12 protein-coding genes are annotated in these 12,204 nt (G+C 41.9%); 2 read left to right on the top strand and 10 right to left on the bottom strand.

The features are described 5' to 3' along the window. Positions 1-48: 48 nt before the first annotated feature. The 5 genes from J7I90_RS15860 to J7I90_RS15840 form a co-directional block, all read right to left on the bottom strand. Positions 49-846: an endonuclease I family protein gene (locus J7I90_RS15860; RefSeq protein WP_214772805.1), complete on the bottom strand. Its 798-nt coding sequence runs from the start codon at positions 844-846 to the stop codon at positions 49-51. Between the two features lie 94 nt (positions 847-940). Next, positions 941-1,555 carry an NUDIX hydrolase gene (locus J7I90_RS15855; protein WP_214772804.1) on the bottom strand — a complete coding sequence of 205 codons (615 nt, stop codon included), beginning with the start codon at positions 1,553-1,555 and terminating at the stop codon, positions 941-943. A gap of 279 nt (positions 1,556-1,834) precedes the next feature. Continuing rightward, positions 1,835-3,175 (bottom strand): aspartate aminotransferase family protein, encoded by a 1,341-nt coding sequence (locus J7I90_RS15850; protein ID WP_214772803.1) that lies wholly within the window; start codon positions 3,173-3,175, stop codon positions 1,835-1,837. A gap of 71 nt (positions 3,176-3,246) precedes the next feature. After that, positions 3,247-4,704: a CoA-acylating methylmalonate-semialdehyde dehydrogenase gene (locus J7I90_RS15845; protein ID WP_251025311.1), complete on the bottom strand. Its 1,458-nt coding sequence runs from the start codon at positions 4,702-4,704 to the stop codon at positions 3,247-3,249. Positions 4,705-4,926: 222 nt separating this feature from the next. Next, positions 4,927-5,475, bottom strand: coding sequence for a GNAT family N-acetyltransferase (locus J7I90_RS15840; protein WP_214772802.1), 549 nt, complete (start codon positions 5,473-5,475; stop codon positions 4,927-4,929). A 120-nt stretch (positions 5,476-5,595) separates the two neighbouring features. Here J7I90_RS15840 and J7I90_RS15835 point away from each other — a divergent pair, with 120 nt between their 5' ends. Together J7I90_RS15835 and J7I90_RS15830 are read left to right on the top strand one after the other, a co-directional pair. Then, on the top strand, positions 5,596-6,552 hold the full coding sequence (locus J7I90_RS15835) for a D-2-hydroxyacid dehydrogenase (RefSeq protein WP_214772801.1): 957 nt from the start codon (positions 5,596-5,598) through the stop codon (positions 6,550-6,552). A gap of 184 nt (positions 6,553-6,736) precedes the next feature. Beyond that, positions 6,737-6,937 carry a cold-shock protein gene (locus J7I90_RS15830; RefSeq protein ID WP_029714163.1) on the top strand — a complete coding sequence of 67 codons (201 nt, stop codon included), beginning with the start codon at positions 6,737-6,739 and terminating at the stop codon, positions 6,935-6,937. Positions 6,938-7,157: 220 nt separating this feature from the next. Here the strand turns inward: J7I90_RS15830 and J7I90_RS15825 are convergent, their stop codons facing one another. The 5 genes from J7I90_RS15825 to J7I90_RS15805 form a co-directional block, all read right to left on the bottom strand. Further along, positions 7,158-8,012 (bottom strand): crotonase/enoyl-CoA hydratase family protein, encoded by an 855-nt coding sequence (locus tag J7I90_RS15825; RefSeq protein WP_214772800.1) that lies wholly within the window; start codon positions 8,010-8,012, stop codon positions 7,158-7,160. A gap of 205 nt (positions 8,013-8,217) precedes the next feature. Beyond that, positions 8,218-9,210 (bottom strand): ABC transporter ATP-binding protein, encoded by a 993-nt coding sequence (locus J7I90_RS15820; RefSeq protein WP_076369598.1) that lies wholly within the window; start codon positions 9,208-9,210, stop codon positions 8,218-8,220. A 13-nt stretch (positions 9,211-9,223) separates the two neighbouring features. Then, on the bottom strand, positions 9,224-10,237 hold the full coding sequence (locus tag J7I90_RS15815; protein ID WP_214772799.1) for an ABC transporter ATP-binding protein: 1,014 nt from the start codon (positions 10,235-10,237) through the stop codon (positions 9,224-9,226). Positions 10,238-10,286: 49 nt separating this feature from the next. Continuing rightward, entirely contained in the window at positions 10,287-11,216 is a 930-nt protein-coding gene (locus J7I90_RS15810) for an ABC transporter permease (RefSeq protein WP_053535169.1), read from the bottom strand. Further along, complete coding sequence (locus J7I90_RS15805) at positions 11,216-12,145, bottom strand: ABC transporter permease (protein ID WP_214772871.1); 930 nt, start codon at positions 12,143-12,145, stop codon at positions 11,216-11,218. Before J7I90_RS15805 ends, J7I90_RS15810 begins: the two co-directional genes overlap by 1 nt. Positions 12,146-12,204: the final 59 nt, after the last annotated feature.

Raw genomic sequence — 12,204 nt, 5'->3', positions numbered from 1 at the left:
AGGATTGAAGCTTGTACTGCAGCTTCAATCCTCTTTTTATGCCCTTCTTTAATTCCATTTCTCTGCCATTTCCGGAAAATCTATATATGGGTTACGATTACCCTGCATTTCATGTATAGCGACGTTTCTATGTTTTTCATAAGTGCTGACGGGAAAAAGCCGATGCCATTCCAAAAGCAGTGCCAGGTCGATTTTGCCGCTATCGATTATTCCCTCATATCTGAGTAAAAAATACAAAGTTGCCCTAGCCACGATCCCTTTTCCGTATTCAGGCTCGAATTTACTTTCGTCTGATTTCCCGCACCCCGCTTTTATACCGGCAGCCGATCTTTCAGGGATATAATCCTCAAAATCATGGTATGGATAGTTACTCCGGCTGCTATTACACGTTGGTTCACAGGCGAACAGATGATGCAAATCCCCCCTCATCGGTTCTTTTTTATCGAACCATGATTGAGGTACTACATGTTCACAATTAACGAGAATGTTCTCAGAATTTGTTGATTCAATACCTCTTGACAACACTTCCAGTATACGGATATCTTCCTCAATTACTTGTACAGGATCCATCCCTTTACCGGAATACAGACTTTTCAGCTGTCCATTTTCCTGTAGGTCCACCCATGGGTAAACATGACGATGCGGTGAGTAGTTCAGCTGGTTTTTATGGGTTGCCACGAGAAGCTCCTTCAATCCTTCCCGGTCCATGGAACCATCTTTGTAGTATGCTAGCTTAAGTTCATGATCTTTGGTTTCATCATAGTATTCGCGGTTCTCATTGAAGTTGACTAGTGCAGCCATTGCCATTTCCCGTTCTTTTTCAAGTACTTCAAAACTATACTTCATCCACTCATCCCCCCGCTTCTATTAAAGACCTAACTTTTACCATAATTAAAGCTTAATAGAAATAGACCGAAAAAAAAAGGTGCTTTAGAAGGGTCTAACGAAGAATTTCAATAAAATGGGTAAGGATTTTTGCAGTCATCCCCCAGATTACCCGATCATTATATAAGTAAAAATACTCTTCCATCTGTTTTGGCTGCCATTTATAATTCTCCCCTCCAACGACTAAATCATGGGGGAAGTTTGCATGCGGTTCCACTTTATATTCCACATGATAAATTTCTGGCGGTTTTTCCATGAAAAAGGATAGCGGGACCGTAAAAATGGTTTCTACCTCAGCTGGATTAGGTATTATCCGTTGATGGTTACGAACAAATCCTGCATAAGGATAGACAATCATCCCGAATGGAGATACCAAATAATCGATTGGAAAGACGTTTTCGATATCTTCTTTTCGCAAATTTAGTTCCTCATATGTTTCCCTTAGGGCAGCAGCCTGTTCATCTTGATCCAGCTTGTCTATTTTTCCGCCCGGAAAACATATATCCCCCGGCTGCCTCCTGAGTTTGTGTGATCGCTCTTCGAAAAGAACATGAATTCCATCTTCTTTCTCTATAAGCGGTACCAATACAGCATACTTTGAAAAATTCCCACTCCCTAAAATTTCAGGGATATGTAATGTTAATTTTTTTGTTATATCTTCATTATTCATGTCCCTCACCTCTTCTGCCGGATAATATTGAAATTCTATCACTACTCCTTATCATTCCATTTTCGAACATCCGCTATAACTAAGCAAGGAAAACGATTCCAAAATATCGCCTTTAATTTCTACTAGATTCCTTTACCTCTTATTCCTCCTTGATCATAGACAAAAGCACCGTTCTAAGTTCCGAACGGCGCTAAAATCAGCTTCATTTAAAAAGCAAGGTATGTGTATCAATAGGCACATACCTGAAATTGATGAATATTCAGTTTCTTCTTTTCATTTTCATAGTTCAGCTAGCGTTCGCTTTACCGTCGCTATGATGAATGCAAAATCCTCTTCAGTTATACTAAGTGGGGGAGCAAGAGTCAGGATATTATTGAAACCTGCTACTGTATCGCCATTTTTACCTATGATCAGCCCCTTTTCTTTACACGAAGCAATCACTTTATTGATTTTGGATAGTTCGATCGGCTGTTTTGTCAGTTTATCCTCCACTAGTTCAATGCCTACCAACAAACCTTTCCCGCGTACATCCCCAACATTGGGATGAGCTTTGATTTCTTCAAACTCTTGCAGAAAGTGTAGCCCTAACTCCTTGGACCGTTCAATTAGTTTTTCATTTTCATATATTTCAATATTCTTCAAAGCGACGGCACAGGCAGCAGGATTGCCGCCAAATGTATTTACATGCCGAAAGCGGTCATAAACATCTGAGCCAATATACGCTTCATAAATTTCACGTTTGACGGCTGTAGCGGATAATGGCAAATAAGCGCTCGTGATTCCTTTAGCCATTGTTACGATGTCTGGTTTTACGTCATAGTTCATAAATCCGAATTTTTTACCAGTACGGCCAAACCCGCAAATTACCTCGTCCGAAATGAGAAGGACACCATTTTTCTCACAAATTTCTTTGACACGTTTCATATATCCATCGGGCGGCATCAAAATTCCGCCCCCGGTGATGATTGGTTCCATGATGACTGCAGCCACCGTTTCGCTCAGTTCCCATGTAATGGCACGTTCAATTTCCGCTGCACTTTTTTCACCGCTTTCATCCTCTGGATTTCGGTAAGTATCTGGCGGTGATACATGAAGAAACCCTGGGGCGAGAGGTTCATATTTATATTTTCGCTGCGCCTGCCCGGTAGCTGACAGGGCTCCCATTGAATTGCCATGATAGCCGCGATAGCGCGAAATGAATTTATAGCGTCCATGTTCACCCTTTTGCTGATGATACTGCCGCGCAATTTTAAAGGCCGCCTCATTAGCTTCTGAACCGCTGTTAGAGAAGAAAATCACATAATCCCCACCAAGCCATTCATTTAATTTCTCCGCTAACTTAATAGCCGGAATGTGGCTATTCGTTAAAGGGGCATAAGGAAGTTCCTTAAGCTGCTCGTATGCTGCTTCAGCCAGTTCCGTGCGGCCATAACCGACGTTGACGCACCATAAACCCGACATCCCGTCAAGGAAACGATTCCCATCAACATCCGTAATCCATGCTCCTTGCCCGTTTTTAATTACCATTGCACCAGGAGTGGGTTCTGCCCCTTTCATATGATGCCACACATATTTACCATCCATCGCTTTAAGATCCTGACCCTGTTTTTCAACCTGCATATGCTACACTCCTCCTAAAATAATGTATAAAGGAAGGCCGACCACAATATGCGCCGACCCCCTTTTTCCTATCAGTATCTTGCCGTTAACATTTTCTTTCTCGTGTAAAATTCCACGCCGTCTTTCCCATTGGCATGAAGGTCTCCATAAAACGAACTTTTATATCCGGAAAATGGAAAGAATGCCATTGGCGCGGGTACGCCAAGGTTAATACCAAGCATCCCTGCATCAATTTCTTCGCGAAATTCCCGGATGGCTTTTGCACTATCCGTATAGAGGCAGGCACCATTGGCAAATTCGGATTGATTGGTCAATTCAATTGCTTCTTCGAGGGTATTAACTCGTACTATGGATAAGACAGGAGCAAAAATTTCATCACTCCAGATTTTCATGTTTGTTTTTACATGATCAAATAATGTCGGTCCAACGTAATAGCCTTTTTCCTGATCGCCTTCATTCCTGCCATCACGAAGGAGGACAGCCCCTTCTTTTTCCCCGATTTCAATATATTGTTCTGTTCTCTTTTTATGAGTATCACGGATTACGGGCCCCAGGAAAACGTCTTTATCCATTCCATTTCCAATCTTGATGTTATCCGCTGCAGCCTTTAATTTCTCAACGAGCGTATCTCCCACTTCTCCCACCGCAACAACCACTGACGCAGCCATGCAGCGCTCGCCTGCAGATCCGAAAGCTGCATTCGTTATGTTCGTTACCGCATTATCCAAATCTGCATCGGGCATGACGATCGAATGATTTTTCGCTCCCGATAAAGCCTGGACACGTTTTTTATTGGCAGCTGCCGTTTTGTATACATACTCTGCGACAGGCTGGGATCCCACAAATGATACCGCTTTAATGTCTTCATGTTCCAAAATCCCATTCACGACATCGTGGGCACCATGGACAATATTGACAACACCATCCGGAACACCGGCTTCTGTCAATAATTCCACGAGACGGTTGGCCAAAAGCGGTGTTCGTTCTGAAGGTTTTAAGATGAACGTATTTCCACAAGCTATTGCCAGAGGGAACATCCAACATGGCACCATCATCGGGAAATTAAACGGCGTAATTCCGGCAACGACACCCATTGGATAACGATACATGCCAGATTCAATGCCTGGGGAAATATCAGGAAGCTGACTTCCCATCATCAAGGTAGGCGCACCTGCTGCGAACTCCACGCATTCAATCCCGCGTTGAACCTCACCATATGCTTCTGTATAGCTTTTTCCATTTTCCAAAGTGACAAGCTTTGCAAGCTCATCCCAGTGTTCTATCAATAATTGCTGGTAACGGAATAAGAAGCGAGCTCTTTTTGGGACGGCGACCTTTTTCCATTCTTTATACGCCTTTTTAGCTACCTGCACCGCTTGGTTTACATCTTCCTTTGTTGAAAGGGGTACGATTGCCAATGCTTCTCCTGTTGCCGGGTTAGGCACTTGTTCATGTTTTGAAGTTGTGGAATCCACCCATTTGCCACCGATATAATTTTTCAACGTTTCTACATCATTGATAACTGTCATTAAATAAACCCTCCATTTCAACACGATTTCATAGTTTCATTATATTTTTCAAAACGAATTTTTACATTAGACGTTTTGTATAGTTTTTGATTCAATATTTGCACATATTGTTTGTTTCCGGCTTCCCAATCTCCACCATAATCAACAACAGAAATTCACGCTTTTGCAAACGATGTATATTGTTCCTTTTACTTTTCCTTTAATAAGCTGACTGCGCAGCCATCATTTTATAATGGAATATAGCTTTAGATCCTGATGCTTCCCCTTGACGAACATTCCTTTTCTAATGATTCCTTCAAAAGACATACCTGCCTTTTGCATGACTCGCTCTGAACCTGAATTTTCAACGAAGCACCTAGCTTGTATTCGAACTAGGTTCATATTTTCGAAGCCAAAGGCGATGATCTTTTGGGCTGCCTCCGTCATCAAACCACTCCCCCAATATTCTGGTGCAAGCACATATCCGATTTCTGCACTATGATGGTCAACCTGCCATGAAACAAAATCAATGGTACCAATCATCTTTCCGCTTTCCTTGTGTTCTATGCCCCATGGAGCGATTTTCTTATCCTCATAATTTTGAAGGATAAATCGGATAAAATCTTTTGTATCACTTAGGGAACGATGGGCTTCCCATGTGACGTAACGTGAAACTTCATTGTTGGATGCATAAGCGAACATGTCTTCGGCATCATTCATAGTGACTTTCCTCATGATCAATCGTTTTGATTCCAGGGCAGGCAGCTGTCCATATATCTCTTTCACGTTCATGATTACACCCCATTCCATTGATTATTAGTATTATAGCAAGATTGGTAAGCAATCGCCTTCCCAATTGAAATATTATCGCAACTTACGTATAATTCAGAAAAAATATCCAGGAGGATAATTATGCCAAAAAGAAAACTCATAATAAGCCAAAATTTGAACGAAATCTTATTACAGAAGATCCAAGAATTGATTCCCGAGTGGACTGTTATCACCGGGAGATCCCCGGAAAAATGGAGGGATCATATTGCCGATGCAGAAGTCATCGCAGGCTGGAAAGCGGAAATGTCTGTATCGATTGCTGCAAGCGATGTTAAATGGATCCAGACATGGAGTGCAGGAGTGAATGCTTTACCCCTGGACAATTTAGAACAAAAGAATGTTCAGATTACAACTGCAAACGGCGTTCATGCGTATCCCATTTCAGAGACAATTTTCGCGTTCATGCTTGCCTTAACAAGAAAAGTAGATACATATATTAAGCAACAGCAGACAAAGACCTGGCATCACGCACATATGAAGCAGGAAATTCATGAAAAGACCATCGGAATCATCGGTGTCGGTAAAATCGGAAAGGAAACCGCAAAAATTGCCAAGGCTTTTGGCATGACCGTATTAGGGATGCGCCATTCCGGTAAATCAGAAGAATTCGTCGATGAGATGTACACACAAAAACAATTGATTGATCTTCTTCCTAGGTGTGATTATATTGTCGTGACATTACCATTGACCCCAGAAACAAGGAATATGTTCGGTAAAAACGAATTCAAGTTAATGAAGCGCTCCGCATTTTTCATTAATATAGGGAGGGGAAACCTCGTCATTCAAAACGATTTGATTCAAGCGCTTAAGGACAAAGATATTGCAGGTGCTGGTCTTGATGTGTTTGAAACGGAGCCACTTCCTGAGAATAGCCCTTTATGGGAGTTGAACAATGCAATCATCACGCCGCACACATCCGGAAATACGGAATTTTACGACCAAAGGCTAATTCAGGATATTTTCATCCCGAATTTAAAGGACTATCTAAATGGTAAAACACCTTCAACAAATTTACTTGATTACAAAAAAGGGTATTAAGAATTGTTCATTTTCTGTTTACATTAATAATCTTTCCTTGTTAGCTTGCAGATTCCGACATTATCTGTTATATTTAAAAAGAATTATTTTTGTTCGGGAAGATTGATAAGTGAAAAACTTTTCGTCTAATGATTGAGCAAGGGTAGTAACACAATGTGTGGATTCACACTAGGAGGCAACAACAATGGAACAAGGTAAAGTAAAATGGTTTAACGCAGAAAAAGGATTTGGCTTCATCGAACGCGAAAACGGAGACGATGTATTCGTACATTTCTCAGCTATCCAAAGCGAAGGATTCAAATCATTAGACGAAGGTCAAGAAGTTACTTTTGAAGTTGAGCAAGGTCAACGTGGACCCCAAGCTACTAACGTTCAAAAAGCATAATTTTAAATACAATATATAACGGACCCTACTTGTAGGGTCTGTTTTTTTGATCAAAAAAACAATCATAAAAAAACCCTATTCACAGGGAATAGGGAACATGAAACAAGTTTAGTAAATGGTAAACCTAGTATAACACACTAAGAAAAGAAACCCTAATTTATCCGAAAAGTAAAAATTATCAAGCACTTCCGAAGCCCTCGATATCGATCTTACCATTCATTCATTTCTTATCCGCTTCATATGTTCGATCCGTTCCCCACGGATAAAACGGAGGCATATCCGTGCTGCTTTTCATTTTGAAATCGGCTTTCCTTTTTTCGAGAAAAGCTTCGATTCCTTCTAGTGCATCAGCTTGTTTTCCGGTCCAATGAATCATTTTCGATTCTATTTTGTGTGATTCAACAGGATGGTTCGCACCGAGCATGGACCACATTAACTGCCGGGATAGCGTCACAGAGACGGAAGACGTATTTTCCGCAATGTCTGTCGCAATCTCCATTGCTGCAGACATCAATTCGTCTGGCTCGACGATCTTGTTTACCAGCCTTCCCTCATATGCTTCACTGGGCGTAATCATCCTGCCGGTAAAAATCCATTCGGAAGCTTTGCCCATTCCGACTAGTCTAGGCAAGAACCATCCGCTGCATGCCTCCATCGTTATCCCCCGCCTTGCAAATACAAAACCCATCTTTGCATCTGTTGAAGCAATTCTAATGTCCATGGGCAAAGTCATTGTTATCCCAATCCCGACTGCCGCTCCATTAATGGCTGCTATCATTGGTTTCTTCATCTCAAAAATCCGTAATGACAACATTCCTCCTGCATCGCGATATTCAACCAAAGGAGTGTGATCCATAAACGTTTCTGCACCTTTTTCCAAATCCATCCCAGCACAAAAAGCATCCCCAGCGCCAGTTAATATGACGGCTCTTACGTCATCATTTTCATCCGCTTCATTAAAAGCGCGAATCATCTCCTCACACATCTTTTCATTGAAAGCATTCATTCTCTCTGGACGATTAAGAGTAACAATCATGACACGATCGACGATCTCACTAGTTATCGTGGAATACAATAACAGTCCCTCCTTCTCTCACAAATTGAAACATTCAACAGAATTTCATATTTACATATAATTACATTTTATATGTTTTATTTTCAGATTCCTAGTTTTTTATTTTGACATGCTGATAAATAATTTGATGATCGTTTCTATTCTAAAAATATTTTACATAAATGTGTAAAAAAAGACCAGCCGCAAAAGCAACTGGTTTTTTTGTTTACCAATATAAATGACAAGCAACGAAATGCCCTGGTTTTTGTTCTTTCCATTCAGGTACAGCACTGGAGCATATCTCCATCGCCTTAGGGCAGCGCGTCCGAAATACACAGCCGCTCGGCGGATTGATCGGGCTTGGCACATCGCCTTTAAGGACGATCCTTTCCCGTTTGATAGTCGGGTCTGGTATCGGCACTGCGGATAGCAAGGCCTGTGTGTATGGGTGTAGCGGATCTTTCGTTAAAGAATCACTGTCCGAAAGTTCCATCATTCTTCCAAGGTACATGACTAAAATGCGATCTGAAATATACTTGACCATCGATAAATCATGCGCGATGAATAAATAAGTCAATCCCATTTCTTTTTGCAGTTCTTTTAATAAGTTGACCACTTGGGCCTGTATCGAAACATCCAAGGCAGAGATCGGTTCATCACAAACGATGAATTTTGGATTTAAAGCCAATGCCCTTGCAATTCCAATACGCTGGCGCTGTCCGCCACTGAATTCATGCGGAAAACGAGTGATATGTTCCGGACTTAAACCAACCAGCTTTAATAGGTCTTCCACCCGTTTTCTTCGCTCTTTACCTTTTGATATCCCATGAATGGCAAGTGGTTCCCCAATCAATTCCTCTACCTTCATCCTTGGGTTCAAGGATGCGTAAGGATCTTGGAAAATCATTTGTATTTCACGGCGGATATGAGACATTTCCCCAGGTTTGTAATCGAAAATATTTTTCCCCTGAAAAAGAACTTCCCCATCTGTCGGTTCATATAATCGAGTGATTGTACGACCTGCAGTCGACTTACCGCAACCGCTTTCCCCAACAAGACCGACAGTTTCCCCTGGATAGATTTTGAGATCCAAACCATCTACCGCTTTCAGCGATTGAGAACCGATGGGAAAATGCTTCTTCAGATTCTTTATTTCAACAAGAGGAGAATTTTCGTTGTCTGTCTTTTCTTTTACGGCCTTATTTTTCAGTGAAACCATTGGTTCTCCTCCTTTATACGTTAGTCGGTGCTTGTACCTGTGCTGCCTTGGCCATCGGGTGGTGCAGCCAGCATGCGGCTGTCTGACCTTCTTCCACTACTTCAAGCTCCGGATCATGGTCTTTGCACACTTTCATTGCTGATTCACATCTTGGGTAAAATGGGCACCCTTTTGGCGGATCCAATAAATCAGGTGGTGATCCGATAATCGGAACCAACGGAGCCGTTTTTTCCATATCCAGCCTTGGCACCGTTTTAAGCAAACCTCTTGTATAAGGATGCTGCGGGTTTGAAAATATAGCCTCTACCGTACCCGTCTCCACAACCTTGCCTGCATACATGACGACAACCCGTTCACAAGTTTCCGCAACCACACCTAAATCATGAGTGATTAAAATGATGGAAGTATCCATTCTTCGTTGGATATCTTTCATCAGTTCCAAAATTTGCGCTTGTATCGTTACATCCAATGCAGTTGTAGGTTCATCGGCAATCAGTAATTTCGGTTCACAAGCAAGGGCCATCGCTATCATTGCCCTTTGGCGCATACCACCTGAAAACTCATGCGGATATTGCTGCATCCTTTTTTCCGGCTGTGGAATACCTACTAGTTTCAGTGTTTCCAACGCCCGTTCGTATGCATCATTTCGGGACATATTTTTATTATGCTTTAAAATGCCTTCCATGATCTGGCTGCCGATTTTTGTCGTTGGATTGAGCGAAGTCATCGGATCCTGGAAAATCATGCTGATTTCATTCCCGCGAATCCTCTGCATTTCCTTTTCACTCATTTTAAGAAGGTCTTTACCGCCAAATTTTATCGACCCTTTTCCATACTCTGCCGGGGGTGTTTCCAGTAATCTCATGATAGATTTCGCTGTAACACTTTTGCCGCATCCGGACTCCCCAACAATGGCAACGGCTTCCCCCTTTTTCACGTCAAAATTCACACCGCGAACCGCTTGCACTTTTCCTGCATAAGTATGGAAGGTGATTTGTAAATCGTTGACTTCTAATAGGTTCTCCATCATCGTCCCTCCTATTCTAGTAATATCAAATCGTTATGTTAGGGCTCATTTATTTCCGTAGTTTTGGATCTAAGGCATCCTGCAATCCGTCACCAGCCACATTGAAAGCGAACATCGTTAATGAAATCAATATTGCCGGGATTAAAAGTTGATAGAAATTCCCTACCAGAATACTTCCCAGTGCATCACTTGTCAGAGTTCCCCAGCTTGCCTGAGGTGCCGGCACTCCCAGTCCCAAAAAGCTAAGTGTCGCTTCGGCAAAAATGGCTGTAGGTACAGTCAACGTTAAATTGACAAGGATTGGTCCCATTGTATTTGGAATCATGTGTTTTCTTAAAGTCCAGCTTGTATTGGCTCCAGAGATTGTTGCAGCATGGATATATTCATTCTCTTTCAGTTGTAAAACCTGGCCCCGTACCAGTCGCGCCATCGGAATCCACCCCGTAATCGACATCGCAATGATGATCGGCAGAATACCAGGTTTTAATACGACCATCATTAAGATAACCATCAATAGGTATGGAATCGCATAGATCACCTCAGCGAAACGCATCATGATATTATCCGTGCGTCCACCGCGAATGGCAGAAATCCCGCCATAAAGGACACCAATTAAAAAGTCGATCAGCGCTGCCATCAATCCAATGAACAAGGATATCCTTGCACCGTACCAAGCTCGCGTAAATAGATCCCTTCCTGATGAATCCGTTCCAAACCAATGCTCGCTATTTGGGCTAAGATTTTTTTTCTCGAAATCTTGTCCATAATAAGTATATCCGTTAATGTACGGACCAAAAATCGCCATCAAGACCAAGAGGATTATAAGAACAAATCCAGTCATGGCCAGCTTATTTTCTTTAAATCGACGCCAGACGTCAGACCAATATGAAACTGTAGGTCTTGCTATTTTCTCAGCTTCCTTAAAGTTGCCTTCGGCGGGTTGGAACATATCTTCGGTTAAATGCACTTTATCTGCCATTATTTCTTCTCCCCCGTCACTTTAATTCTAGGATCAATCAACGTATAGGCTATATCAACGATGAATATCAATAGAATAAGCACCGCACTATACACAATTGTGGAACCAAGAATCACCGGGTAGTCCCTGTTGGATATTCCCTTTACGAACATATCTCCCATGCCCGGAATACCAAAAATACGTTCAATGATGAAGCTTCCTGTCACGATATTAGCCGTAAGGATGCCCAGAACCGTGATAATCGGCAATAACGCATTCCGAATCGCATGTTTGATTATGACACCGCTCCGTTTCAATCCTTTGGCTTTTGCTGTCAAAATGTAATCCTGCCCCATTACTTCAAGCATGCTTGTCCGCATCAGTCTAGCGATGAATGCAAGCGGCATCATGGAAAGGGCAATGGATGGTAAAATGGTATGCTGCCATGTCGCCCATGTAGCAACAGGGAATATATTCCATTTAATTGCAAAATAATTGATTAAAATAGTCGCCAGGATAAAGTTAGGAACGGAAATCCCTACGATGGCAATGATCATTGATAAATAGTCGGGCCATTTATTTCTTTTCAGTGATGCCACGACACCCAAAATGAGGCCAAAGAAGATGGCAATCACCAAAGCTTGTGCCCCTAAGTGCAATGACACCGGAAACCCCTTCATAATGTAATCATTCACGGAAATGGATGAAGATTTCAAAGAAGGACCAAAATCAAATTGAACGACTTCCAATAAATAATTCCCATATTGGGTCAACAACGGCTTGTCCAATCCATAGTGGACTTGAAGGTTTTCATAAACAGCAGGAGGCATGGCCCCTTCTTTTGCAAATGGATTTCCCGGAATCGTATGCATTATGATGAACGTTAATGTAATAACAGCCCATAAAGTAATAATCGCCCATTTAAAACGGTTTAATGTATATCTCAACATGGTAATCACCCCAATCATCGATTTTCTAAGAAGTTGAAAACGGAAATGAATTCATGAAA

It is taken from the genome of Bacillus sp. ISL-57, assembly GCF_018613135.1.
Taxonomy (GTDB): domain Bacteria; phylum Bacillota; class Bacilli; order Bacillales; family DSM-1321; genus Peribacillus; species Peribacillus frigoritolerans.
Note: the sequence above shows the minus strand (reverse complement) of the source record. Positions and strands in the feature narration are given on the sequence as shown.